This is a genomic window from Xanthomonas sp. 3075 (genome assembly GCF_014197275.1).
Taxonomy (GTDB): Bacteria; Pseudomonadota; Gammaproteobacteria; order Xanthomonadales; family Xanthomonadaceae; genus Xanthomonas; species Xanthomonas campestris_B.
On record NZ_JACIFI010000009.1, the window covers coordinates 160,329 to 187,192 of the forward strand.

16 protein-coding genes and 1 tRNA gene are annotated in these 26,864 nt (G+C 66.7%); 7 read left to right on the forward strand and 10 right to left on the reverse strand.

The window, feature by feature from the left end:
• Positions 1-70: 70 nt before the first annotated feature.
• From GGR62_RS10730 to glgA, 6 genes are read right to left on the reverse strand one after another with little or no spacing between them, the layout of a single operon-like run.
• The gene (locus GGR62_RS10730; RefSeq protein WP_184407886.1) at positions 71-244 is read right to left on the reverse strand and encodes a DUF2934 domain-containing protein; all 174 of its coding nucleotides are present in this window, start codon (positions 242-244) and stop codon (positions 71-73) included.
• A 13-nt stretch (positions 245-257) separates the two neighbouring features.
• Positions 258-2,861 carry a malto-oligosyltrehalose synthase gene (treY, locus tag GGR62_RS10735; protein ID WP_184407887.1) on the reverse strand — a complete coding sequence of 868 codons (2,604 nt, stop codon included), beginning with the start codon at positions 2,859-2,861 and terminating at the stop codon, positions 258-260.
• A complete protein-coding gene (gene malQ, locus GGR62_RS10740) occupies positions 2,858-4,807 on the reverse strand; it encodes a 4-alpha-glucanotransferase (protein ID WP_184407888.1) in 1,950 nt (649 codons plus the stop codon). The genes treY and malQ overlap by 4 nt, the downstream gene beginning before the upstream one ends.
• A complete protein-coding gene (treZ, locus tag GGR62_RS10745) occupies positions 4,804-6,561 on the reverse strand; it encodes a malto-oligosyltrehalose trehalohydrolase (RefSeq protein ID WP_184407889.1) in 1,758 nt (585 codons plus the stop codon). The genes malQ and treZ overlap by 4 nt, the downstream gene beginning before the upstream one ends.
• A 2-nt stretch (positions 6,562-6,563) precedes the next feature.
• Positions 6,564-8,795 carry a 1,4-alpha-glucan branching enzyme gene (locus tag GGR62_RS10750; RefSeq protein ID WP_184407890.1) on the reverse strand — a complete coding sequence of 744 codons (2,232 nt, stop codon included), beginning with the start codon at positions 8,793-8,795 and terminating at the stop codon, positions 6,564-6,566.
• A complete protein-coding gene (gene glgA, locus GGR62_RS10755) occupies positions 8,792-10,375 on the reverse strand; it encodes a glycogen synthase GlgA (protein ID WP_184407891.1) in 1,584 nt (527 codons plus the stop codon). Before glgA ends, GGR62_RS10750 begins: the two co-directional genes overlap by 4 nt.
• A gap of 476 nt (positions 10,376-10,851) precedes the next feature.
• Between glgA and GGR62_RS10760 the strand changes: the two genes are divergently transcribed.
• On the forward strand, positions 10,852-12,480 hold the full coding sequence (locus GGR62_RS10760) for a GGDEF domain-containing protein (protein WP_184407892.1): 1,629 nt from the start codon (positions 10,852-10,854) through the stop codon (positions 12,478-12,480).
• Between the two features lie 156 nt (positions 12,481-12,636).
• On the opposite strand, the gene GGR62_RS10765 is transcribed toward GGR62_RS10760, so the two are convergent.
• Positions 12,637-13,578, reverse strand: a complete 942-nt coding sequence (locus GGR62_RS10765) for a DUF808 domain-containing protein (RefSeq protein ID WP_184407893.1) — start codon at positions 13,576-13,578, stop codon at positions 12,637-12,639.
• 241 nt (positions 13,579-13,819) lie between these two features.
• Between GGR62_RS10765 and GGR62_RS10770 the strand changes: the two genes are divergently transcribed.
• Both GGR62_RS10770 and GGR62_RS10775 read left to right on the forward strand, forming a co-directional pair.
• Positions 13,820-15,544 carry an AarF/UbiB family protein gene (locus GGR62_RS10770; protein WP_184407894.1) on the forward strand — a complete coding sequence of 575 codons (1,725 nt, stop codon included), beginning with the start codon at positions 13,820-13,822 and terminating at the stop codon, positions 15,542-15,544.
• A gap of 465 nt (positions 15,545-16,009) precedes the next feature.
• Positions 16,010-18,118, forward strand: coding sequence for a phosphoglycerol transferase I (locus GGR62_RS10775; protein WP_184407895.1), 2,109 nt, complete (start codon positions 16,010-16,012; stop codon positions 18,116-18,118).
• A gap of 727 nt (positions 18,119-18,845) precedes the next feature.
• Here GGR62_RS10775 and GGR62_RS10780 read toward each other — a convergent pair.
• Positions 18,846-21,269 carry a DUF3772 domain-containing protein gene (locus GGR62_RS10780; protein WP_260288096.1) on the reverse strand — a complete coding sequence of 808 codons (2,424 nt, stop codon included), beginning with the start codon at positions 21,267-21,269 and terminating at the stop codon, positions 18,846-18,848.
• A gap of 287 nt (positions 21,270-21,556) precedes the next feature.
• On the opposite strand from GGR62_RS10780, the gene GGR62_RS10785 reads away from it, so the two are divergent.
• Positions 21,557-21,898, forward strand: coding sequence for an HPF/RaiA family ribosome-associated protein (locus tag GGR62_RS10785; RefSeq protein ID WP_184407897.1), 342 nt, complete (start codon positions 21,557-21,559; stop codon positions 21,896-21,898).
• Positions 21,899-22,101: 203 nt separating this feature from the next.
• On the opposite strand, the gene GGR62_RS10790 is transcribed toward GGR62_RS10785, so the two are convergent.
• Positions 22,102-22,178 (reverse strand) — tRNA-Arg (locus GGR62_RS10790).
• A 295-nt stretch (positions 22,179-22,473) separates the two neighbouring features.
• On the opposite strand from GGR62_RS10790, the gene ubiA reads away from it, so the two are divergent.
• Positions 22,474-23,379, forward strand: coding sequence for a 4-hydroxybenzoate octaprenyltransferase (gene ubiA, locus GGR62_RS10795; protein ID WP_184407898.1), 906 nt, complete (start codon positions 22,474-22,476; stop codon positions 23,377-23,379).
• Between the two features lie 370 nt (positions 23,380-23,749).
• Here ubiA and GGR62_RS10800 read toward each other — a convergent pair whose 3' ends face one another.
• Complete coding sequence (locus GGR62_RS10800; protein WP_184407899.1) at positions 23,750-24,475, reverse strand: ComF family protein; 726 nt, start codon at positions 24,473-24,475, stop codon at positions 23,750-23,752.
• A gap of 49 nt (positions 24,476-24,524) precedes the next feature.
• On the opposite strand from GGR62_RS10800, the gene bioB reads away from it, so the two are divergent.
• Positions 24,525-25,559 (forward strand): biotin synthase BioB, encoded by a 1,035-nt coding sequence (gene bioB / locus GGR62_RS10805; RefSeq protein WP_184407900.1) that lies wholly within the window; start codon positions 24,525-24,527, stop codon positions 25,557-25,559.
• Between the two features lie 92 nt (positions 25,560-25,651).
• Positions 25,652-26,857 (forward strand): 8-amino-7-oxononanoate synthase, encoded by a 1,206-nt coding sequence (gene bioF, locus GGR62_RS10810; protein WP_184407901.1) that lies wholly within the window; start codon positions 25,652-25,654, stop codon positions 26,855-26,857.
• The last annotated feature ends 7 nt before the right edge of the window (positions 26,858-26,864 follow it).

Here is a 26,864-nt window from a genome sequence, read left to right on the forward strand (position 1 = left end):
GTGCCGATACACGGTCACCCATGCATGGCGCAGCGCGCAGAGTGAACCATGCACGATGACAGAGACACCGTTACTGGCGTGCAGTGACCGGTGGGTTGGCCTGTTCGGCGGCGCGCTCCTCGGCGTCCACCAGGCGCTCGGCCATGGCCCAATGCCGATCTGCATGACCGTCCGGGCGGCCCTCCGCTTCCCAGATTTCCCGTGCCAACTGGCGAAGCCGCGCTTGCCGTTCCGTGTCGTTCATTGCGTACGTTCTCTTAAAGGGTTAACAACACTGCCACTGGCGCACGTGCAAACAGCGTGGAGTTCGCCACGCGGCCGCCCTGCGGCTGCAGCGTGCTGCCGTCGAGCACATTACGGTATGTGCCAGGTGGCAATGCCAACGCCGCCTGACCCCAGCGTGCCGGCGGCACCAGCAACGGCAGATCGCCGTCGGTCTGGTCGCCGGCAGCCAGTCGCGTGACGGCCACCACCAGCGACTGACCGCGATGCTGACGGCGGAACGCCAGCACCTGCGCATCGCCGCTGGCCGCGACGGTGAGCGGCTGATAGTCGCCATGCGCAAACAACGCCGGATGGTCGGCACGCAGCTGCAACAGGATCGCGGTGAGACGCGCCTTGACCGCACCATCGCGCCAGCTGCGCAGCAGCGTGTTCCAGTCGCGCGCCTGGTCCAGCCACTGCTGGCGCTGCGCGTAGTCAACCGGGCGGCGGTTGTCCGGATCCACCAGTGACAGATCCCAGCCTTCGGTGCCTTGATACAGATCGGGCACGCCAGGCACGGTCAGGCGCAGGGTGGTTTGCACCAGCGCATTGCGTGCACCGGCGGCCGCGATATGGTTGCTGGCGCGCAGCAGCGCGCGCCGCAACGGCAGCCCGGCGCGGCTGCACAGCACCTGCTCCACCGTTGCTTGCACGGCCTGTTCGTAAGCGGGCGAGCCGTCGGTCCAGCTGGTGTGCAACTTGGCCTCGCGCACCGCCTTGAGCAGCCATTGCGCAATGCGCTCGGCGTAGTCGGCCAGCGGCTCGGCCTGGTCGGCGCCCAGGCCGATCGGCCAGGCGGCGACCAGGGTCTGCCAAAGCATCTGTTGATCGCCGCCGGCCAGGGCCGGTGCGTCAAGCGTTTCGGTCAGGGCGTCGAACTGGGCGCTCTGCTCGATCCACCAGCGCGGTTGCTCGGACAGCACCGCTAGCCGCATGCGCAGGTCTTCGCCACGCTTGTGGTCGTGCGTGGCGGTGGCCAGCAGCGCGCGCGGGAAGTGCTTGGCGCGCTGCTGATTCTGCGCATGGAACGCGGCCGCCTCGTTGGCGAAGTGGGTGGGGTGGCTGCCGACCTCGTTGCGCGACAACAGCACGCCATGCCGATAGAACGCGGTGTCTTCCACCGCCTTGGCGTTGAGCGGTGCAGACAATTGCTCCACGCGACGGCGCAGGATGCGACGCAAGGCGATCTGCGCGCGGTCGGCGCCGGCATCGTCGAGCAACCAGCGTTCGATCGCATCCACTGCTGCCACGATCGCCTCCGGCATGCCATCGCGGGCACGTGCAGCGGTGGCGCGCAGGCGCTCGGCCTCGCTGCCGGTCACGCCCTTGGCACCGGCATAGGTGCGATACACCGGGAACCAGCGCAGCAACACGCACAGCCCGCGCGCCAGCATCTGCGGGCTGAACTCGCGCGTCGGCGGATCCAGTCGCGCCAATGCCGACAACGCACCGACGGCGCGATTGAATTCGGTCTGCAGCGGGCCACGCAACATCTCATCGCGCGCGGCGCGTTCTTCCTGCGCGAAATCGCCGCTGCGTCCACTCACCTTCTGCCAGGCGCGCGCCAGCGGTTTGAAGCCGGCCGGGTCATGCAACACGCCGCCAACCTGGTCCATGAAGTCGTAACCGGTGGTGCCATCGCACGGCCAGTCGGCCGGCAGGGCTTCGCCGGGCGCGAGGATCTTTTCCAGATACAGACCCAGCGTGCCGGGCTTGAGCCCACGCGTGCGGCCGGCCGCATCCAGCCGGCTGCGCAGCTTGCGCACATAGCCGGTGGGGTCGGTGAGCCCGTCCACATGGTCGATGCGCAGCCCATCCAGATGCCCTTCGGCGACCAGCCGCAGCGGCAAGGCATGCACCGCGTCGAACACCGCCGGCAGCTCCACCCGCAACGCCACCAGCGAGGTGATATCGAAGAAGCGACGGTAGTTGAGCATGTCGTTGCCCACCCGCCACCAGTTCAAGCGATACGGTTGCCGTTCGATCAGCTTGTGCAGGCGGCCATCGCCACGCTTGGCGCCGTCGTTGTAGTCGCGCAACCACTGCGCACGCGCCGCTTTTTCCGGCATCTCCAGCGTCTGCGGACGAATCGGGTAACGCTGATCGTAATGCGCCAGCGCCGCGCTGCCATCGTCCTCGACCACCAGGGTGATCAGGCCTTCGGCCAACGCGGCGGCATACGGGCGATCCAGCACCGCCAGCCACAACTTGCCGTCGCGCCCCGGGGCGCGCCAATCGATATCGAACCAGTCGGCATGCTTGGCGCTGCGGCCGTTGCGCAGCACATCCCACCACCACGCGTTATTGGCATGCGTGGCCATGTGATTGGGCACGATATCGGCGATCAGGCCCATGCCGTGTTCGCGCGCAGCCTGCGACAACGCGATCAGCGCGGCTTCGCCACCGAGTTCGGGATTGACCACGGACGGGTCGATATTGTCGTAGCCGTGCGTGGAGCCGGGCACCGCCATGCCGATCGGCGACAGGTACAGATGGCTGATGCCAAGGCCCGCGTAATACGGCACCTGGGCACGCGCATCGTGCAGAGTGAAGCCAGCATGCAGCTGCAGGCGGGCGGTGGCGCGAAGGTCGATCATGGTTGCGGTTCCGAAACGGCCGCGACGCGACGCGCCTCGGCAACGCCCTGCAGCGCCGTACTCAGGCGCGCATGCGGCAAGGGGTCGGGCAGGCGTCGACGCCAATTGGGATGGACCTCGACGGTGCCCGGCAGATTGGGTTGTTCTTCCAGTGCCAGTGCGTCTTCCACCGGTAGCAAGGCCAGTGGCGACACGCTGCTGGCGGTGAAGCGCAGCGCGCCCAGCAGCGGGTCGTGCGCAGCGGTCAGGCCGGCGTGTTCGACCGCCGCATCCAGCCGCGCCAGATCCTCGGTGCGCGCTTCGGTATCGGCGACGGCTTGCGCCGGCTGGATCAGTTCCAGCTTGCGTCGCCACGCGATATCGCGGCCTTCGCGCCAGCCGGTCAGCGTCGGCAGATCGTGCGTGGTGGTGGTGGCCACCGCATCGGGCCGCCACAACGCCGGTGACACGAACGCACCGTTTTCGTCGCGGGTGAACATCAACACATCGATGCCCATCACCCCGCGCCGCGACAGTTCTTCGCGGATGCCCGGCGGCACCACGCCCAGGTCTTCGCCGATCACGATCGCGCGATGCCGCCACGATTCCAGCGCGAGCAGATTGAGCAGGTCGTGCAGCGGATAGGACAGATACGCGCCTTCGTTGGAGCTGGCGCCTTCGGGCACCACCCACAGCCGCAACAACCCCAGGATATGGTCGATGCGGATGCCGCCGCGATCGCGCAGCACCGCGCGTAGCAACGCGATATACGGCGCATAGCCGCTACGTCGCAATGCGGTGGGCGCATACGCACCGATGCCCCAATGCTGGCCATCGGCATTGAAGGCATCCGGCGGCGCGCCCAGTACCAGCCCATGCAGCACGGTATCTGCGGCAGCAGCGGCTTCGGCGCCATTCGGATCGAAGCCGACGGCCAGATCGGCAATCAAACCGATCTTCATGCCGCGCTCGTGCGCCTCGCGCTGTGCATCGGACCAGCTGCGCGCCGCCAGCCATTGCGTGAACACATGCAACTGCGGATCGCCATCGCCGAAGTCCTGCGCGGCAAACCGGGCAAAGCCCTCCAGCGCATCGCCGCCCTCGCTGCGAAACGCGAGCAGATCGGCGTGATCGGGCGCCACCCGCGTGTACAGGTGACGCAACAAGTGCCACTTGGCCTGCGCGGAGGCCGGCCAGTCGATCAAGGCGTTGGTGTGCAGCGTCTCGAAGCGTTCGCGCAGGCCGGGCACCTCGGCAATCGCGTCCAGCGCCAGTTCGCCCAGGATGCGCACCGGTGCGGCATGTAGCGGGTCCAGGAAACGTCGGTCGCTGGGCGAGTACGGACTGTAACCGCTGGTGATCGGGCGTGAGGCATGCACCGGACTCAATGCCAGGGCATCGGCGCTGGCCAGCGCCGCGTGTCGAACCCACTCGACGGTCCCGGCGGCGTCGCCGATGCCGGCATCATCGACACTGCGCGCCGAATACACCTGCAGCGCCATGCCCCAGGCGCGCGGCGCCGGCAGGCCGCAGGCATCGGCCACGCTGAAGCAGCGCTGCGGCGCCACTGCAACCTGCTGGGTCACGGTGCCGATCTGCAGCGTCCAATAGCCAAAGCGCTGCGGCGCGCGCAGCTGCCCTTGCGCATCCGCACGCGCCTCTTCGCTGGCGCCACTGTCGTCGGTCCAGCGTCCGCTGGCATTGGCGGCCACGCGCAGCGACAGGCATTGGCCCACTTGCACGGTGAGCAGCGGCGCCGGTTCGGCGGCGTGCGCCTTGCAACGACGCAGGCTGTCTTCGCGTTGTGCGGCGGTAGCGGCGGGTAGCTCCAGCGCGGTGAGCACCGCATGCAGCGATTGCTCGGACACCTGACGCGGCTGGTCGCTGGCGTCCACCCAATCGACCATCACGCCGGCCGCAGCGGCCAGGGCGTGCAAGCCCTCCCTGTCCAGGTCGCGCGTGCTCATGCGCGCGCCTCATGCCAGGCGATGAAACCATCGACCGGCAACTGCGTTGCATCGGCGGCGACGTTTTCGGCATGCGCCACGCGGCCACGCAGCGGCGGCATCGGCACCGCAGCGGTGCCGAGGTTGAAGGCGATATGCCACTGCCCGCTCGGCAATTCCCAACTGGCGGTCACTGCACCGTCGGCCAGCACGCTGGCGCCTGCGGCGCGCGCCTGTGCCAGCCCCGGCACCAGGCATTGGCGACGCACGCCCAGCAGCGCGGTGAACCATGCGGCCCACTGCGCGCCTTCGCCATGCGCTGCATCTTCGATCGGCGAACGCGATGCAGCGAAGGTGGCGTGGCTGTTCGGGTCGGGGATGGTGGCGCGCTGGGCCTCGTCGGCGAATGCGGCAAAGTGCGCGAATTCGCGGCGACGCCCTTCGCGCACCGCATCGTCCAGCGGCGGGCCGAAGTCGGTGAAAAACAGGAACGGCTGCGTGGCGCCCCACGGCTCGCCCATGAAAAACAGCGGAATCATCGGTGTCAGCGCAGTCAATGCCAGTGCAGCACGCAGGCGTTGTTGCGACACCAAGATCGTCAGGCGTTCGCCGCGCGCGCGGTTGCCGATCTGATCGTGGTTTTGCGCAAAGATCACGAACTTGTGCGGCGGCAGGTCGCCGCTCGGCTCACCGCGCACATGCCCACGCGGGTCCGGCTGGCCTTGATAGGCAAAGCCTTCGCCAAGCACGCGCGCCAGATGCTGTGTGGGTTGATCGGCAAAGGCGGCGTAATAGCCTTCTTCCTCGCCGGTCAGCACGACATGCAGCGCGTTGTGGAAGTCGTCGTCCCATTGCGCGGTATAACCACGTTGCAGCTGCGAGGCCTGGTTGAATTCGTTTTCCAGCACCAGATGCACCTGACGACCGGCCGGCAGACTGGTTTGCACGGTCTCGCGCAAGGTATCCAGGAAGGCGTTCGGGGTGATCGCATGCACCGCGTCCAGACGCAGGCCGTCGAAGCGGTATTCGTGCACCCACATCAATGCGTTATCGAGAAAGTAGCGCTGCACCGGCGGCTTGCGGAAGTCGATCGCTGCCCCCCAAGGCGTGGGCTTGTCTTCGTTGAAGAACGGGGCTGCATAGCTGCCCAGGTAATTGCCGTCCGGGCCGAAGTGGTTGTAGACCACGTCCAGCAGCACCATCAGGCCATGCCCGTGCGCGGCGTCGATCAGTGCCTTCAGTTCGTCCGGGGTGCCATAGGCTTCCACCGGTGCGTACGGCAGCACGCCGTCGTAGCCCCAGTTATGCGCACCCGGAAACGCGCTCAACGGCATCAGTTCGATCGCGGTGATGCCCATCGCCGCCAGCTGCGGCAACTGCGCCTGCACGCCGGCATAGCCGCCGCAGGTGCCGACATGCAATTCGTAGATCACCGCCTCGTCCCACGGCCGTCCCTGCCACTGCGCGTTCTTCCAGGCGTAACCGTCGGTAGGCTGCACGGCGCTGGGGCCGTGCACGCCCTCGGGCTGCCAGCGCGAGGCCGGGTCCGGCACCGGCTCGCCGCCGTCGATGCTGTAGCGATAGCGCGCATCCGCTGCGCAATCGATCAGCGCACTGAAGAATCCCTCCTGCCCTGGCTGCAGCGCAACCCGCGTCGCGTCGTCGAAGACCACGTCCACGCGATCGGCATCCGGTGCCCAGAGCGCAAAGCGCACCTGTCCCTCACCCGCCGGCCATGCACCCCAGGCCGGTGTGGTTACGTTGCGCTCGTTCATTGTTATTTCTCCGCTTGCAGGTAGATCGTGGCCAGCGGCGGTAGCGTCAGGCGCAGACTTTGCGCATGCCCGTGCATGCCGGTCGGCGCAGTCGGTAAGCGGCCGGCATTGCCGAGATTGCTGCCACCGTAATGGGCACTGTCGGTGTTGAGGATTTCGCGCCAGCCGCCGGCACGCGGCACACCGACGCGATACGCGTGAAGCGGCTGCGGGGTGAGGTTGCTCACCGCCAGCAGGGGTGGGCCGCCATCGGGATCGTGGCGAATGAAGGCCAGCACGCTGTTGCGTGCATCGTCGGCCACGCTCCAGTCGAAACCGTCGGCGCGGTGCGTGCCGCGAAACAGCGCCGGCACGCGACGCAATGTCGCGTTGAGATCGCCCACCAGTTGCTGCACGCCGCGATGCGGCGCGCCAGCGAGCAGATGCCAGTCCAACGACTGATCGTGGTTCCAGTCGGCCCATTGGCCGAATTCGGCGCCCATGAACAGCAGTTTGTCGCCCGGATGCGCCCACATCAGCGCCAGATAGGCGCGCAGGTTTGCAAAGCGGCGCCAGTCGTCGCCGGGCATCTGCCCGAGCAGGCCACCGGTGCCGTGCACCACTTCGTCATGCGAGATCGGCAACACGAAACGCTCGGAGAACGCGTACACCAGGCCGAAGGTGAGCTGGCTGTGGTGCTGCGCGCGCTCGGCCGGATCGCGCTGCATGTAGTGCAGCGTGTCGTGCATCCAGCCCATGTTCCATTTGTGCGTGAAGCCCAGGCCGCCCTCGCTGATCGGCGCGGTCACCCCCGGCCACGCGGTGGATTCTTCAGCGATTGTGAGCACGCCCGGAAAGCGCGCGGCGATCTCGCTGTTGAGCTGGCGCAGGAAGGCGACGGCTTCCAGATTCTCGCGGCCGCCGTGTGCGTTGGGCACCCACTCGCCTTCGGCGCGGCCATAGTCGCGATACAGCATCGAGGCCACCGCATCCACGCGCAGGCCGTCGAGATGGTAGTGGTCGATCCACTCCAGTGCGCTGCCCAGCAGGTAGGCGGTCACTTCGGGCCGGCCGTAGTTGTAGATCAGCGTATTCCAATCGCGGTGCATGCCCTCGCGCGGGTCCGCATGTTCGTACACCGCAGCGCCGTCGAACTGCGCCAGCCCGTGTGCGTCGTCGGGAAAGTGCGCGCTGACCCAGTCCAGGATCACGCCGATGCCGGCGCGGTGGCAGGCATCGACAAACTGCGCAAAGCCATCCGGGCTGCCATGGCGGGCAGTCGGCGCATACAGCCCCAGCGGTTGGTAGCCCCAGGAGCCGCCGAAGGGATGCTCGGTGATCGGCAGCAACTCGATATGGGTGAAGCCGAGCTGCTGCACGTACGGAATCAATTGTGCGGCCAGGGTCGGCCAGTCCAGCGGTTGGTTATGCCCATCGCGTCGCCAGGAAGCGGCGTGCACTTCATAGATCGACAGCGGTGCCGGCGCGGCACTGGCATCGCGTGCAGCCATCCAGGCAGCGTCGGTCCAGCCGAACGACGCAGCGCCCGGCACCACCGAGGCGGTGGCCGGCGGCAATTCGCTTTGGCGCGCCACCGGGTCGGCCTTGAGCAGTACCCGGCCATCGGCAGCGGTGATGGCGTACTTGTAGCGGGTGCCGGCTTCCACGCGCGGCAGGAACAGTTCCCAGAAGCCGCCCGTGCGCTGGCGCAGCGGATGCCGGCGCACATCCCATCCATTGAAGTCGCCGACCACCGCGACACGTTGCGCATGCGGTGCCCACACGGCAAAGCGCACACCCGGCACGCCGTCGCACTGCAGGTGCTGCGCGCCCAACGCACTGCGCAGCGCCTGGCCATCGCCGGCGGCGATGTGCAGCAGTGCGGTCTCGTCCAACGTGGCAGCAAATGCGTAGGGGTCTTCGATCTCCTGCACCACATCCGGCCAGACGATGCGCAGCCGGTAAGGGCCGTGGGTGGCCAGTTCCCCTTCGAACACGCCCTCGATCGGGCCGGGCTGCATGCGCGCCAGCAACTTGCCACGCGGATCGATCAGGCCCATCGCTTCGGCGCCCGGTGCCAAGACGCGAACGCGGCGACGCCCATCGGTGCTGGGATGCGGGCCGAGGACGGCAAAGGCATCGGCGGGCAGGCCATCGGCCAGCGCCTGCAAGATCTGCAACATATCGGTCCTGCCCTCCGTGGTCACCCCGCCTGCTTCCGTGCCCAGCCCCGTCACGCCCAACCGTTCGCTCATGACACCGTCGCAAGCGCTGGCGCGGTCGCGGCGGTGTGTTCGTAGAGGGACATGTACTTCTTGCCGGCCACGTCCCAGCCACTGGGACGCAGCATCGCCGCGCGACGCATCGCCGACAGCAGGCTGGGCAAGCGGAAGGTACGGAACGCCCGTTCCAGGCAGCGGCGCAGGGCTTCCACGCTGGCGTGCTGGAACAGGAAGCCGGTCACGCCATCGTCCACGGTGTCGATCAGACCACCGGTGGCATGCGCGATCGGCAGGCAGCCGAAGCGCTGCGCGTACATCTGGCTCAACCCGCACGGTTCGAAGCGCGAGGGCATCAGCAGGAAGTCGGCGCCTGCGAACATGCGCCGCGCCAGGCCCTCCTCAAAGCCGATGAAGGCACCGACCTGTCCCGGATAACGCCGGGTCAGCTCGGCCACCTGTTGTTCGATCTCCGGCTCGCCGCCGCCGATCACCGCGATCTGGCCGCCAGCGGCCACGATCTGCGGGGCGACTTCGCAGATCAGGTCCAGGCCCTTCTGATGCACCAGCCGCGACACCACTGCAAACAGCGGCCCGCTGCTGTCGCGCAAGCCGAACGCCTTGCGCACCTGCGCCGCGTTGGCGTGACGGCCCTGCCACTGGTTCACGCTGAAATGCGCGTCCAGATGGTGATCGGTGCGCGGGTCCCAGCTGGCGTCGATGCCGTTGACGATGCCGGTCAGCGCGCCCTTGGCGGCGCGACCGGCCAGCAGCCGATCCAGCCCGCAGCCCTGGGCCGGGCCAGTGATCTGCTGGGCATAGCTGATGCTGACGGTATTGACGTGGTCGGCATGCACGATACCGCCGCGCAGGAACGACATCTGCCCATAGAACTCCAGCTCGGCCACGCGCTCGGCCGGGATACCCAACGCGGCGGCCATCGAATATGGCACCAGGCCCTGGTAAGCCAGATTGTGGATGGTCAGCAGGCAAGGCGTGGTGCCGCCGGACCAGCGCACATACGCCGCCGCCATCGCGCACGGCCAGTCGTTGAGGTGCAGCAGGCGCGGCTTCCAGCCTAATCCGGCATGGCCGGCGGCAATCTGCGCGGCGGCATGCGACAAGGTCGCGAAGCGGATGGCGTTGTCTTCGAATTCCGAACCGCTGGCGCTGACATATGGCGAGCCGTCGCGTTCGAACAGTTCCCTGGACAACAGGATGTAGATCGGCAAGCCGTCGGACTGCACGATGCGGCCGATGTCGCAGGCCGGTAACGCGGCATGCGCCAAGACCCGGCCCACGATCTCCACCTTGCCGGCACGCTCGAGCACCGCGCGATAACCGGGGATCAACACCCGCACGTCGTACCGATGACGCAACGCGCGTGGCAATGCGGCCGCGACATCGCCCAGACCGCCGGCCTTGATGAAGTCCGCCATCTCCGACACCACGAACAACGCACCCCGGGTGTCGGCCAACGCCACCGGCAATCGCTCGTGGTGCGGAATGAAGCGTCCGCGCGCGTCACGCGGCCGCCCGCCCTTCTTCGGAAGAGTGAGCACGGTACTGCGCTCGAAGCGTGCGGAGGTAGCGTGAAGCGGCATCATGGCAACCATCTAAACGTCCGTCGTGAAGTGGGTGGAGACGGAAAACAGCGAAGCGAAAACCATCGTCTGCCAATTCAGCCAGACAACTTGCCACGAGTCGAGGAGCGGACGACGCGCGTACTCCACGCTGTCCATGTGGTCGAATCTACACCCCGGGCAAATAAAATATGCGTGAACACGTGTTTACTTTTACGCGACAAGCCGCCTTCGACGACGTGACATGGCGCACGCAGTCAGGCCGCTATCGCACATTGCAGTGCGATGACATCCCCAGACAGGTGCATTGGCATTGAAACGCACCGAAAGCGGGAGCTTGCAGTGGCGCTCGACGTCACCGATCTAAATGATTCAGCTACATACTTCCCGCTGCGTGTCCGACCCTGCGCCTGCGCGACCAACATCACTGCATGCTCCTGCCCGCTTAAGCGACCGGGATGCGCGCCGATAACCAGCTATTGCATCACGCCTTTTCGAGACCCTGGCGCATGGCAGACCAGCCTGAACTTCCAAGCCGTCCGCGCGGTGGACTGCGCCGCCTGTTGCCCTGGGGCGGTGCGGACAGCATGCGCCCGGCGGCCGCCATGCCGGCGGTGATCGGCAGCGAGCGCGGCCGGAACGGTCTGGCTGCCCACCACCTGGTGCCGGCCAAGACCAAGTCCGGCGCGCACGATCCGGCTGCCGCCACCGCCCTGTTGATGCGCCTGTTCTCGCATGCCGCGCACCCCGAGGCGCTGCTGCTGGCCTTTGCCGAAGGCATCGCCAGCCTGCATGGCGAACTCGGCGACATGGGCGGGCGTCTGAGCGCGGCCTATGCGGCCGGCGACTGGCCCGGCTATGGCCGCGTCCTGCGGCAGTTGATCGACAAATACATCCGTACCGTCGATACCGGCGATTCGCTGGCCGAAGGACGCACCGAGGCCGAGCAGCTGCGCGACCTGCTGCGTCACGCGCTGGGCAACGCATTGGCCACGCTGCTGCAGCGCAGCCCGGAACTGGCCGAAGAGGCCCAGACCCTGGCCTCGGCGCTGCGCCATTGGCGCCCCGGCCACGAGCTGATCACGCTGGAGCAGCGGCTGCGCGAGCTGAGCCACCAGATCGGCCTGCGCGCCGAGGATGCCAGCGAACAACAGAACCTGCTGCTCGGCCTGTTCGACCTGTTGTTGGAGAACGTCGGCGAACTGCTCGACGACCGCAGCTGGTTGCAGGGTCAGATCTCGGTGGTGCGGCAGCTGATCTCCGGGCCGCTGGACGTCAGCTCGATCGAGCAGGCACGCGGCACCCTGCGCGAGGTCATCTACAAACAAGGGCTGCTCAAGCAGGGCATCGCCGAGTCCAAGACCGCCATGCGCGAGATGATGGTGTCCTTCGTCGACCGCCTCGACGGCATGGCCACCAGCACCGGCGAGTACCACGACCGGGTGGCCGGCTACTCGCAGGCCATCGGCGACGCACGCGGCATCCCGGACCTCAATCGCCTGCTGCAGGAGCTGCTGCAGGACACCGCCGGTGTGCAGGCGCAGGCATTGGCCGCGCGCGACGAACTGCTGGCGGCCCGTCGCCAGGTCGAGGATGCCGAGCAGCGCATCGCCTCGCTCGAACAGGAACTCAAGGACGTGGCCGGCCTGGTGCGCGAAGACCAGCTCACCGGCGCGCTCAACCGACGCGGCTTCGAAGAGCTGTTTCAACGCGAAGCCGCACGCACCCAGCGCAGCGGCCAGCCGCTGTGCGTGGCGATGCTGGATCTGGACGACTTCCGCCATCTCAACGAAACCCACGGGCATGCCGGCGGCGATGCGGCGCTGCGCCACACCGTGGAAGTGGCCAAGGCGGTGCTGCGCACCACCGACGCCATCGCCCGCTTCGGCGGCGAGGAATTCGTGCTGCTGTTGCCGGACTCCACCATCTTCGAAGCCAGCGCAGCGGTGATCCGTCTGCAGCGCGCCCTGGCGCAGCGCTCCTTGCTGCACGACGACGTGCGGGTCTTCATCAGCTTCAGCGGCGGCGTGGCGTTGCGCCATCTGGACGAAGCCCAGGACGATGTCATCCGCCGTGCCGACCGCGCCATGTACGACGCCAAGTCGGCCGGCAAGAACCGGGTGATCAGCGCCGATTAGCGGCAAACCTCGGACTGCCGCGCCGATCAGTCGGGCTGGGTACGCGGCGCACCACGCAGATGCGCCGGAGGTTCTTCGATTGCCTGCGGGCCTCAACGACCACCGCCGGTCTCAGTGCGGCAGCCGGGTGGTCTTCCACCATGCCGCAATGAAGCGTCAGTGCGCCGCCGGCTTGCCGCGCAGCTTCTGGAACAGCGTCACTGCGCCCAGCACGATCGCGCCGGCGACCACGCCGACCAGCATGTTGCCCAGCGCATCGACCAGCCAGCCCATGCCGCCGGCCGACTTGGTCAGATCCTGCACGATGTGATGCAGCGCCGGGATGTTGTGCACCAGGATGCCGCCGCCGACCAGGAACATCGCCAGCGTACCGGCCACCGACAGGAACTTCATCAGCCACGGGGCGGCCACCAGGATGCCGCGACCGAACGCAGCCAGCGCCGCGCCCTTGCCGGTCAGGTACAGGCCCAGATCGTCCAGCTTGACGATGGCCGCCACCAGGCCGTACACGCCGATGGTCATCGCCAGCGCGATCGCCACCAGCACCGCCACCTGCTGCCCGAACGACACGCCCGCCACCACGCCCAGCGACAGCACGATGATCTCCGCCGACAGGATGAAGTCGGTGCGGATCGCACCCTTGACCTTGTCTTTTTCCAGCGCCACCACGTCCACGCTCGCGTCGGCCAGCGCGCGGGTGCGCTCGGCATGCCGCTGCGCCTCTTCCGCTTCGTCGTGAAGAAATTTGTGCGCCAGCTTCTCCACGCCTTCGAAGCACAGATACGCACCGCCGATCATCATCAGCGGCATCACCAGCGGCACGTTGTAACCGCGCCCGCGCAGCCAGGCTTCCAACGCGCTGATCGCCAGCGCCGCCGGCACCAGGATCACCTTGTTGACCAGCGAGCCCTTGGCGACCGCCCAGACCACCGGCAATTCGCGGTCGGCACTCACCCCGGTCACCTGCTGCGCATTGAGCGCCAGATCGTCGCCAAGCACGCCGGCGGTCTTCTTGGCCGCGACCTTGGTCAGGATGGAAACGTCGTCCAGCAGCGTGGCGATGTCGTCGAGCAGGGTGAACAGGCTGGCACCGGCCATGCGGGAGTCCTTCGTGGGGGTGGGTGGATTCTCGCCGATCCGGTGCCCGCATGGGGTGATGGCATGCAGTTGCCGGGTGTTGGCAGTAGTTGAACGTGCGATGCGGGCAGCGCAAAAACGCTCTCGGCCTGCCGCGCCAGCGGCCCCGGCAGCGCCTGCGCGCAGATGCTGTGGGCATGCCGGATTCACTACCTGACGACCCGTCGCTGGCCACACTCGGCGCCTGCATGACGCACCGGAGATGTCCTTGAGTCCGAACGACCCGTACCGCACGCCGGCCCAGGCCGCGATCCCGGCAGACACCGCCGTGGTGGGCGGCATGAGCCGCCGCACGCAGATCCTGCGTCTGCTGCTGCGGTATCGCGGGTCGGGGGTGTTTGCCGGCATGAACCTGGACCCGGCCGCGATCAACGAGTACGAAGTGCCGGCCGAAGGTACGCCCGACCAGTTCGTCTCCGACCTGGAAGCGCTCGGCCCCACCTTCGTCAAACTCGGCCAGATGCTGTCCACGCGTCCGGACATCGTGCCGCCCGAATTCGCCACCGCGCTGGAGCGCATGCAGGAAAACACCAGCTCGGTGCCGGTGGAACGCATTCGCCAGATCATCGAAGAAGAACTCGGCGTGTCGGTCAACAAGGCGTTCTCGTTCTTCGACCCGGTGCCGCTGGGCTGCGCCTCGCTGGCGCAGGTGCACCGCGCCGCCCTGCGCGACGGCACCCCGGTGGCGATCAAGGTGCAAAAGCCCGAAGTCGCCGCCCAGGTGCGCTCGGACCTGGACGTGCTCAAGAGCTTTGCCACCGCCGCCGACCGCCTGACCGGCATCGGCCGGCGCGTGCGCTTTGCCGACTGGCTGGGCGAATTCGGCAAGACCCTGCGTGCCGAACTCAATTATGAGGACGAAGCCGAAACGCTGGTGCGCTTCGGCAAGCATCTCAAGCCGTTTCCGCTGTTGTGGATTCCGCAGCCGGTGTGGGACCTGAGCAGCCGCAAGGTGCTGACCATGCAGCTGGCCGAAGGCGTGCGCGTGGACAAGATCTCCGGCCTGCGCCGCACCGAGCAGCCGATGGACACCCTGGCGGCCGAGTTGGTGAAGGGCTATCTGGACCAGATGTTCGTGCATGGCGAGATCCACGCCGACCCGCATCCGGGCAATCTGCGCGTGCTGCAGGACGGACGCCTGGCGATCTTCGACCTGGGCATGGTCGCGCACGTACCGCCGCGCCTGCGCGAGCGCTTGCTCAAGCTGCTGTTCGCCGCCGTCGACGGCCGTGGCGAAGAGGTCGCCGAAGAGACCATCGCGCTCAGCACCCGCCTGGAGGATTACGACGAAGACCGCTATCAGCGCGAAACCGGGCAGATGATCGCCCGCTACGCCGCGCACGACACCACGTCCGAAGGACGCGTGGTGCTGGACCTGGTGCGCATCGCCACCGCCAATGGCCTGCGCACGCCGCCGGAGTTGAGCCTGCTGGGCAAGACCTTGTTGAACCTGGAGGGCGTGTGCCGTGCGTTGTCGCCGCATCTGGATACGCGCCGGGTGGTCGAGCGGCATCTGCAGCATGTGATGCGCGCGCGCCTGAAGAAATCGCTGTCCGCCGCCAACCTGGCCAGCGAGGCGATGGAGCTGCAGCATCTGGTGCGCGAAGGGCCGCGCCGGATGTCGGAGATTCTCTCGCTGGCTGCGGAAAACCGCCTGCAGATGCGCGTTACCGGGCTGGAAGAATCGCATCTGATGGAAAGCCTGCAGAAGATCGCCAACCGGGTGGCGGCCGGCATCGTGACGGCGGCGCTGATCATGGCCTCGGCGCAGATGATGCGCATCGAAACCGGCCTGAAACTGTGGGGCTATCCGGCGATCGCGATGGTGCTGTTCCTGCTCGGCGTCGTGCTGGGCCTGGGTATCGTGCTCAGCGCGTTGCTGTTCGACCGCCGCGTACGGGCGCGCGAAGAGCGCGGGCATCGCTAGCGGACTTGCGCACCGGCGTAGAACCCGCGTCGCTTGCGACTAACGCTGCAACAAGGCGCCGATGTGCAGGCGAGCCATGTGGCGTGATCCCAAATGCCGCCTGGATATCGCAGGTTTTACGCAGTCAGGCGCTCGATGCAGACGGGAGCCCTGTCGCATCGACTGCCGCGTGGCGGGAACTGTTCCATCCAGGCAACGACAGTGATCTGCGGCAAGTGGCTGGATTGACGCCGCGCCCACGCGCCGGCGCGTGCATTGCCGCATAGCGAACACCACCAGGATGGCAAGGGCGCGAGGTCACGCAATCTGCCGGGGCGCAGCAATCCACGTGCTGCAACAAACATTTCAGTCAGCTTCAGCGCGGCATAGTCCGTCATCCGGGTGTCACATTGCAGGTGGCGCACAGGACATGGCGAGCAAGGCGTCCGGTACGCGCTCGCATCATTCCCCCACGGACGCTGCCGCATGCATTGGATGTTGCTGTTCTCGTTGTTGCTCTTGCTTTGGCTGTTGGTCGCATCGCCGCGTCTGGCATGGCTCAAGGCCGGTCTGCTGTCGCTGCTGCTGCTATTGCTCAGCGCCTGGGGCCTGGTGGATCGGCTCAGCGGCGATGGCATCAACGCCGCCACGCTGTATCACCTGCGCGCGGATATGGATGGGGCCGGCGTCAGCGATTTTTCCGGCTATATCGCCGTGTTTATCGGCATGGTATTGCTGTCGCTCAGCCCGTTGCTGCTAATCAGAGTGCGGCGTTTCCGTCGCCCGCGTGGCGGTGGTGCGGTGTTTGCTGCGTTCGTGACGATGCTGCTGGTGAGCGTTGCAGTGAGCCCGCTGTACCGCGATGGCAAGCGCCTGTACTACCAGTTGCGCCCGGTGGATTACGCCACCGTGGTGCCGGAATACCTGGTGCCGCAGCAGCCCTTGCAGAAGCGCAAGAACATCGTGTGGATCTATGGCGAGAGCCTGGAACGCACCTATTTCGATGAAGATGTCTTTCCCGGTCTGATGCCGAACCTGCGCGCATTGGCCAGCGAAGCGGTGGACGTGCGCAATCTCACCTCCACCGAAGGCAGCGGCTGGACCATCGCCGGCATGGTCGCCTCGATGTGCGGCGTGCCGCTGACCACCGCGCCCGGCGATGAAAACAGCATGGACCGCATGGGCCGGTTCCTGCCCGAAGCGCGCTGCCTGGGCGACTACCTCAAGGATCAGGGCTACCGCAATCACTATGTGGGCGGCGCCGATGCCAGCTTTGCGGGCAAGGGCAGCTTTTTGTCCAGTCATGGCTTCGACGTGGTACATGACGTCGGCTATTTCCGCGACAAGGGCATAGCGCCCAAGCACTTCTCCGCCTGGGGCGTGCACGACGACGTGCTGCTGGACGATGCCTGGGACAGCTTCCAGACGCTGTCGCGCGCCGGCCAACCGTTCATGCTCACCACGCTCACCATGGACACCCATCATCCTGCCGGTCATCTGCCGCTGGCATGCAAGGGCCAGCAGTACGACAGCGCACTGGGCGACATCGGTTTGCTGCATGCGATCAAATGCAGCGACCGGCTGATCGGCGAACTGGTCACGCGCATTCGCAACAGCCGCTATGGCAAGAACACCCTCATCGTGATCGCCTCCGATCACCTGGCGATGCCCAACGATCTCAGCGACGTGCTCGCCAAGCAGAAACGCGAAAACCTGCTGCTGTTCCTGGGCAAGGACATCGCCCCGCAGCAAGTGGTCTCCCGCGCCGGCAGCACGCTCGATTCCGGCGCCACGCTGCTGCAGTTGCTGGAACCAGGCATGCGCACGCTGGGCTTCGGCCGCTCATTGCTGGCCAACGACGCACCCGCCAGCGCCAGCGTCGCCGCCAGCCGCGACAGCGGCAAGGATTATCCGCGTTATCTGGCCTACGCGCGCACGCTGTGGACCGGGCGCAGCACGCGCCTGCTGCGCATCAACGGCAACGGCGATGTGGTGGTGGGCGTGCAACAGGTGCGCCCACCGGTGCTGCTGGAATACGACGACGACACCAACCTGAAAACCGTGTATCTGGAGAACACCTCGCGCCAGTTCGATCGCACCCATACCGAGGGTACGCTGGCCTACGTGGACCGTTGCACGGCGTTTGAAGATGGCTCGGCCGATGGTGACTGGTGCGCGCTGGTGGTCGATCGCCAGCAGAACATGAAGCTGTATCGCGACCCGGACCTGACCCGCGGCATCGCCGTGGACGCACCATTGGCGGCCAGCCAGCAAGGACCGCGCCCGCGTGTACGCCAGCCGATCATGCTCACCCAGGCTGCGCGCAAGACCGAGGCCGGACGCTACATGCTGGAGCTCTACGCCAAACGCCGTCCCACGCGCGCGTTCTGGGTGGAAGCAGTCTCGTCCGAGCGCAAGGTGGTGCTGGCCCAGCAATGGGTGGTGCCCGATGCGGCCGGCCGCATCCGCATGCCGGTCGGTCTGGAACATGCGGTGGAGGATCTGGAGATCCGCGCTTGGCTGGATTACACCGAAGATGTCAGCGTCGACGATCTGGCCTTGGTGAAACAGGCCCAGGTCGCGGACCGCTCCTGAGCCTGGCCATCTTCCTGGTCCGAGGCCGGGCGATGTGGATGAGCCAAAGCCATAGCCATAGCCAAAGCCGGAGCCAAAGCCAAAGCCGGAGCCGGAGCCGGAGCCGGAGCCGGAGCGTGCTATCTGCGGCGTTGCTGCCGGGCCCTTGCCCGCCCACCGTCGCGGGACACGCCGTGAATCCGTCCATGGAGGCTCTTACGCGGCATCCATGCCGCGTAAGGTCCCGCGACGGTAGGCGGGCAAGGACCTGTCGAGATGGTTGGTGTGCAGGGTTACAAGCAGGGCATGTGCGTTGTTCCGATCCCGTTGCGTCCGATCAGTTCCCGGCGCAAGGCGGGACAACAGGCAGGCTTCAATACGCACCCTACACACGTCTCGTCTGCCCACCGCAAGCACAGCAACAGACTTTCGAGAAAGCAGCCGACCAATTTTCTGGTGCGGTGTCCTCGCCGCTTGCGGGACCGTTGGCGGCATGGATGCCGCCATCGAGCCCCCAAGGACGGGTTCACGGCGTGTCCCGCAAGCGGTGAGGACACCGCGCGCTCGACCCACCAGGCTTTTGACCCAAGCGCCCGACTGTATCTAGACAACGCCAAGACTTGAACGGCAAGACTCGGAAATCTCGGCTGTCTGTAACAGCTGGACGGCGCGGATAGATCAGCTGTAGCGCGGCCGATCTGAGGCATCACCGCAATGCCTTGTCCGCGCATTGCATGCACGCACCGGCTCAGTCTTGCGCTGCAGGCGTGCCATCGCCCGCATCGCGCGCCACCGCAGCGCCTGCCCGGCTGAAGCGGATTTCCTGCGGCGATTGCAGGTCGATCCCTGCGTTTTCCATCGCCTGCAGCAGCGCGAAGAACAGTTCGCTACGTACGCCATACGAATCGCGCGGGCTGCGCACATAGGCGAACGAATTGAAGTTGACGTGCCCGCCGGCCAGCGAATCGATGAACACTGCCGGTGCCGGGTCGGCCAGCACCTTGATGTGCTCGGCAAACAGCCCCAGCAGCATGTCGCGCACCTTGGCCACGTTGGCATCCAAGGGCACCGAGAACTGCAACTGCACGCGCCCCAGCGGGTTGGACAGCGTCATGTTGCGCACGCTCTTGGTGATCAACTCCGAGTTCGGCACGATCAAGGTGGAGCGATCGCCCACCTGGATTTCGGTCGCGCGCACACTGATCTTGCGCACATCGCCTTCCTGGTCGCCGATACGCACCCAATCGCCGATCTTCACCGGCCGCTCGGCCAGCAGGATCAGGCCGGACACGAAGTTCTGCGTGATCGCCTGCAAACCAAACCCGATCCCCACCGACAGCGCGCTCAACACCAGCGCCAGCCGCCTCAGATCCAGCCCGAGCGCCGTCAGGCCCCAGATCGCCACAATCAGCCAGCCCAGATAACGCGCCACCGTGCTGATCGAATTACGCGCACCGGCATCCAGCTCGGTCTTGGGCAGATAGGTGTTGAGCAGCCATTGCTGCACCACCTGCACCACCCCCAGGCCCACGACGAATACCAGCAGCGCGCGCACGACCGCAGCCGGTGTGATGGTGAGCTCCTTGCCGATTTCGATGCCGTGCGAGACGTTCTCGGCCCAGCCGGTGACCGCAGAGAGATTGGCGCCATACGGCGTGATCAGCGCCGCGACTCCCAGCAGGATCAACACGACACGTGACACGGCAGACAGCAGCAGGCCCAGCTGCACCAGACGTCCGCTGCCCATGCCCGAGGCATGCGACAACGCACGATTGAAGCGCCCTTCCGGGTTGAACACCCAGGTCAGCAGGTCGTCGGCAAACACCACCAGCAAACCGAGCAGGCTGCAGATCAGCGTGATCCAGATGATCTGGCGCGCAATGAACAACGACAGATTGAGATAGCCGAACAATGCCGCCAGCAGCGACACGATCACCGCGACATGCCCCAGCAGGCGGATCAGCACGATGACGCCACCGCCACGCGAGACCACCGGTGGCGGCTCGCTGCTATCGGCGCTGGCAGCCCCGGCGCTGGCGGCGCGCGCGCGCAACGACAGACTCAGGCCGGCCAGTGCCGAAAGGATCAGGCCGGCATACAACAACGCGGCCACCGCATCGGTTGCCGTCGTGGCGGCGGCACTGGTGCGCGCCACGTCGTTGAGCTTCATCGCCATGCCGCTGAACCAGCTCACTGCGGCAGTGGCCAGGCAATGCACGCGCAGCCGATCGACGGTGGCGTCGTCCAGCGGGAACAGCCGCCAGGTGGGTTGGTGCTTCATCAGCAAGCTGGCACTGAGCGAGCCGACAAAGGCCGCGATGAAGCTGATGAAGACGAACGCGCCCAGCAACTCGTCCAGATCGGCCGGCACCTGGGCTATTGCACGCAGGCTTTCGGCCAGCACCCATGCCGCCATGCCCAGACTGAGCGTGCCGACCAGCAGGAACCACAGCGCCAAGCCGGAACGTCGCAACCGCCCGCCCGGCGCACGCGACGCGGCATAGCGCCGGCCCAGATGGCGCAGAAACATGCGCAACGGGAAGGCCAGCAGCAGCGCGATCGCCACACCAGTCACCAGGCCGCCAACGCCGTTGGCAGCCATGCCCGCGCGCACCGCCTGGACCGCATCGTCGTACAAGCCACGCAGGCGGGTGCGGTCATCCGGCCATTGCTGCGCGATCTGCGCCCACAGTGCCGGCGACAGCGGTGAGGCGACGCGCGTGGACAGCTGCACACTGAAGAGCTGCACGCGTTTTTGTTCCAGGCGATCGGCCAGTTCGCCTGCTTCGGATGCCAGCAAGTTGGCGCGCTTGAGTTCCGCATCCAGCTTATTTTTTTCGCTCGCCAGCGCCTTGCGCTGATTTTTCAGGTCTGCCGGATCTGTCTTTTGCTCCACACCCAAACCGTCAAGCCGAACGCTGAGTTGCTTAAGCTGCGGATCCAGCTGACGTGCCAGATCCTGTGCCTGCCGTTGCGCCAACGTCACCTGGTCGTTCAACGCACGCAGCAGGTCGGTATCGGCCTTTTCCAGCCCGGCCTCACCCTGGTCCAGCACCTTTTGTGCATTGTCCAGCTGTGTCTGTGCGGTCTCCAGTAAGCTGTCCTCGTCCTGTGCGAGCACGGCGCCCGCACAGGCCAGCCACAGGCCGCAGCACAGCAGCACGCGCAACAACACGCTCGAACGGGCAGACCACACAGAACGAAATCGGGACACAGGCAGGCATCGGACAGGCGCAGAACCGCGCGGTGCCGGCATCTTAAGCCACCGCCCCCGCCATGCCGCCCGCCGCCGTGGCGGCGATTCATGCGGACGCAAGCGCAGCATCCGGGGAGTGCCACCGCCCAGCCAACCAATGCATGAACATGCGGCAGCTTGTCACCTTGCGGCAACACCGGACTGTCGCAGAATCGAGCTACCGCTACGGCAGACGCAGCGGATGACCGCGAAGGAGATACTTCATGCAGATTCAGATCCAGACCGACAAGCACGTGCCGCACGACCCGTCCGTCGTGCAGCATGTCGAGAAGACCTGCACCGCCCAGCTGGCGCATTTCGCCAACGACATCACCCGCGTCGAAGTGCATCTGCGCGATGAAAACGGCCAACGCGGCGGCGCGGCGGATCGAACCTGCAGCATCGAAGCCCACGTCGCCGGCCTGCCGCCGATTGCGGCCACCAACAGCGCCGAAACCACCGCCTCGGCCGTCACCGGTGCCGCACGCAAGCTGCGCACCGCCATCGAACATGCGCGCGGCAAGCAGCACGCCAAGGCGACTGCACCGCCGCCGGACATGCTCTGATCCGCGCTTGCTGATTTGGACGCCTGGCAGGGTCGCGCTCACGCGCCCTGCCCGTTTAGGCCGAGCACGTTAGGCCGAGCGCGCGGCTGCGATGTTCACATCCAGACAACGGCAAACACCGCTGCTGCATCACTTCGGTGCGCTACTCCAGAAATGACTTCGGCCCGCTGCAGTGACACTGCAGCGGGCCGAACGTTTGCATCTGGTGCGCCCGGAGGGATTCGAACCCCCGACCAATGGCTTCGGAAGCCACTACTCTATCCGGCTGAGCTACGAGCGCCTGGCCGCGCATTATGCCAGAACCGCTGCCGCGCGCGTGAGATGGCCTGCCGGCGACGGGGGACATGTCCGACCGCTGCGAGGAGGCAACAGGCGCCTGGGCTAACAGCGGCCAGCGGAGCGTGTCGCGTCAGGCTGGCGTCGATCGAGCGCCGTCTTGCGTGCATCGCCCAGGCCATGCATCGCTCCGGTGAGCAAATGGCCGCGCTGCAGCACACGCGTCCTGAGGCCACGTGCAGCCACGCGGCGCACTACAGGCATGACCGCCACCAAGCAGCGCTGCTACCCTTTGCGCCATGAGCAAGCATGGTGTTGAACAGCTGCCGGCAGCCCCCGCGCTGACTTGGCCGCAGCGACTGGGCCAGTACTGGAAATTGATCCGTGGCGATCGCCCGATCGGCAGCCTGTTGTTGCTTTGGCCCACGTGGTGGGCGTTGTGGCTGGCCGCTGGCGGCATGCCGCCGGTGTGGACGCTGTGCGTGTTTACCGCCGGGGTCTGGCTGACCCGCTCGGCCGGCTGCGTGATCAACGACTATGCCGACCGCTGGCTGGACCCGCATGTCGAGCGCACCAAGTCCCGCCCGCTGGCCACCGGCGCGGTGTCCGGGCGCGAGGCGCTGTGGGTGTTCGTGGTGCTGATGCTGGTGGCGTTCGCGCTGGTGCTTACGCTCAATTGGCTGACCGTGGCGCTAAGCGTGCCGGGCGTGTTCTTGGCCGCCAGCTACCCCTATCTCAAGCGCCACACCCATCTGCCCCAGGTGTATCTGGGCATGGCCTTCGGCTGGGGCATCCCGATGGCGTTCGCTGCGGTGCACGGCAGCGTTCCGCTGCTGGGCTGGCTGCTGTATGCGGCCAACATCCTGTGGGCCACCGCGTACGACACCTGGTATGCGATGGTCGACCGCGACGACGATATCCGCATGGGCAGCAAATCCACCGCCATTCTGTTCGGCAAGTTCGACCTGATCGCGCAGGCGGCGCTGTACGCGCTGATGTTTGCGGCGTTGGCAGGCGTGGGCATGCGCGCGGGCCTGAGCACTGCGTACTGGGCGGGACTGGGCGTTGCGGCGCTGCTGGTGGCCTACGAATTCCACATCGCCCGCCATCGCGAGCGCGGCCCCTGCTTCCGTGCCTTCCTGCACAACAACTGGGTGGGCCTGGCGATCTTCGTCGGCATCGCCGCCTCTCTGGCATTGCGCTAGGGCACGGATCCAGGCAGCGGGATTCGGGATTGCACGAGCGCCCGCTGCTTTGCACGCCCCCCCCTTGCGCGGCTGGCGCCAGCAACAACGGCATCGCCACGTGTCGCAATCGTTCTTTACGGGCGACACGTCCCGCTCCCTGCGCAAGAACAATTGCCCTGAGGAACTGGCGGCGACACCTCCCCCCCATCCGCCCTGCGGGCACCTTCCCCCGCACGCGGGAGAAGGGAAGCAAAACACAGTCTCCGTGTCGCTTCTCCCGCATGCCCGAGAAGAGAGGGAAGGCACCGATGCAGTAGCGCCTCTCCCGCGCGCGGGCGAGGGGGTGAGATGAGGGCGCGGGCGCGCCCACGAGGCAGGCCACCCAGCCTTACGGCACGCGTGCGCACACCCACGCATCCACCCGCTGCACACCGGCCCGACGCAATGCCTTCGCCGCCGCATGCAGCGTGGCACCGGTGGTCATCACGTCATCGACCAAGGCAACATGCGCCGGCACCGCGCCTTGCACCACGAAGGCGTCGCGCAGATTGCGCTGGCGCTCGGCCGCGTCCAGCTCCGATTGCGGTGCGGTAGCGCGTACCCGGCGCAGCAAGGGCAGGCAGGGCAGTTGCAGCGCGCGTCCTAACGGCCTGGCCAGTTCCAGTGCCTGGTCGTAACCGCGCTGGCGCAAGCGCTGCCGATGCAGGCTCACCGGCACCAGCGCCTGTGGACGCGGCAAGCCGGCGCAGCGTTCGGTCATCAACTCGCTGAGCAGACGCCCGGCCGCCAGATCCTGGTGAAACTTGAAACGCCGCAGCAAGCCGTCCACCGGCCAGCGGTAGGTGAAACAGGCGTGCACCTGTTGCAACGGTGGCGGGTGGTGCAGGCAGTGCCCACACGGAGCCAATCCGTCGGAAGCTGGCAACTGCGTGGCGCAACACGGGCAGGCCTTGCCGTGATCCGGCAAGGCGGCGCGACATGCCGCACACAGATCGCGATCGGCAGTGCCGGCCTCCGCGCATACCAGGCACACACTCGGCAGCAGCAGCCGCAACACCCGTCGCGGCCACCTGTAAACCGAACGCACCGCATCGAAGTTGACAGCCTCTCCCATGCTCACCAGACTGCCTGGCTTCCAAGCCGCTGACTGTCAGGAAACCCCGATGTCTGTTGTCGTACGCCATGACTGGAATCGCAACGAGCTGCAGGCCTTGTTCGAGCTGCCGTTCCCGGAGTTGCTGCACCGCGCCGCCAGCGTGCACCGCGCCCATTTCGATCCAGCGCAGGTGCAGGTCTCCACGCTGCTGTCGGTCAAGACCGGCGGCTGCCCGGAAGACTGCGCGTACTGCCCGCAGGCGCAGCGCTACGACACCGGGGTGACCGCGCAGAAGCTGATGGAGACCGAAGAGGTCGTCGCCAAGGCGCGCCAGGCCAAGGCCGCCGGCGCCTCGCGCTTCTGCATGGGCGCGGCCTGGCGTTCGCCCAAGGAGCGCGACATCCCGAAAGTGGCCGCGATGATCCGCGAGGTCAAGGCGATGGGCCTGGAAACCTGCGCCACGCTGGGCATGCTCGACGCCGGCCAGGCGCGCGCGCTCAAGGACGCCGGGCTGGACTACTACAACCACAATCTGGACACCGCGCCGGATTACTACGATTCCATCATCCACACCCGCCAGTACCAGGATCGCCTGAACACCCTGGAGCACGTGCGCGATGTGGGCTTGAAGACCTGCTGCGGCGGCATCGTCGGCATGGGCGAAACCCGCGAGCAGCGCGTCGGCCTGCTGCTGGCCCTGGCCACCTTGCCTGCGCACCCGGATTCGGTGCCGATCAACCAGCTGGTGCAGGTCGCTGGCACCCCGCTGCACGGCACCCAGCAACTGGACCCGTTCGAGTTCGTGCGCATGATCGCGGTCGCCCGCATCGCCATGCCCACCTCGATGGTGCGGCTGTCCGCCGGCCGCGAAGCGATGAGCGACGAACTGCAGGCGCTGTGTTTCCTGGCCGGCGCCAACTCGATCTTCTACGGCGAGAAACTGCTGACCACCGGCAACCCGGACACCGAGCGCGACCAGGCCCTGTTCCAGCGCCTGGGCCTGCGCCCGATGCAGATCACCGTCGATGCCGCCGACCACGACCATCCCGGCACCGTGCATGCCGACATCACCGGCGGGCCGGCCTGCGAGCACGCCGCATAACGGCACCCCAGACACCGGCCGTCGGTAGCTGCTGGGCGCGCTGAGTCCGGCACGCTACGCTAGCGGCTCTTCTCTCTGCTGTGACCGACCCCATGGCTCGCCCCGATCTGCACGAACGGATTTCGTCGCTGCGCAAGTTGCGTGTGGCCCAGGAACGGGTACGGGTGCGGCGGTTGGTGGGACGCCGCGATGGCGTGCGCCTGGAAGTAGAAGGGCGCTGGCTGACCGGCTTTTGCTCCAACGATTATCTGGGCCTGTCGCAGCAGTTCGAAGTGGTCGCCGCGTTGCAGGATGCCGCCGCACGCGATGGCGCCGGCGCCACCGCCTCGCACCTGATCTGCGGCCACCATACCGCCCACGAAACGCTCGAACGCGAGATCGCGCATTGGTTGGGCTATCCGTCGGCGCTGCTGTTCGGCAGCGGGTTTATCGCCAACCTGGCCGTGCAGCAGGCCTTGCTCAGCGAAGAAAACGATGTGTGCGTGCAGGACCGGCTCAATCACGCCAGCCTGCTCGATGCCACCCGCCTGGCCGGTTGCCGGTTGCGGCGCTATCCGCATCTGGATGTGGAAGGGGCGATGCGTCAGCTCAAGGGTTCGCCCGAGGGCGCGGCGATGCTGGCCAGCGATGGCGTCTTCAGCATGGATGGCGATGTTGCGCCGCTGCGTGCGTTGAGCCTGATCGCGCGCATGCAGGAAGCGCTGTTCTACGTCGACGATGCACACGGCGTTGGCGTGCTCGGACCGCAGGGGCGCGGCTGCGTGGCCGATGCCGGACTTGGCGTTGCCGAAGTGCCGCTGCAATTGGTCACCCTGGGCAAGGCGCTCGGTGGGTATGGCGCGGTGGTTGTCGGCGAAGAAGCGCTGGTGCGCCACCTGGCCGAAACCGCGCGCCCGTACATTTACACCACCGCGTTGCCGCCGGCACAGGTTGCCGCAACCTTGGCGGCAGTGCGGCTGGCGCGTCGCGACGATTGGCGCCGCGAAAAGCTTGTCGAATCGATCGGTAGTTTCCGCGATGGCGCACGCCGGTATGGCCTGGAACTGATGGCCTCGGACACGCCGATCCAACCGCTGGTGTGCGGCGAGGAATCCACCGTGATGGCGATGTCGGCCGCGTTGGAACAGGCCGGCTTCCTGGTCGGCGCGATCCGTCCGCCCACCGTGCCCGAAGGCAAGGCGCGCCTGCGCGTGACCTTGTCCGCACTGCATACCCCGCAGCAGGTGCAGGCATTGATCGAAGCCATCGCGCAGGCGCGCGATGCGATCAGCCGGCAACCAGTGCGTGCGATGGCTTAGAGCGTGT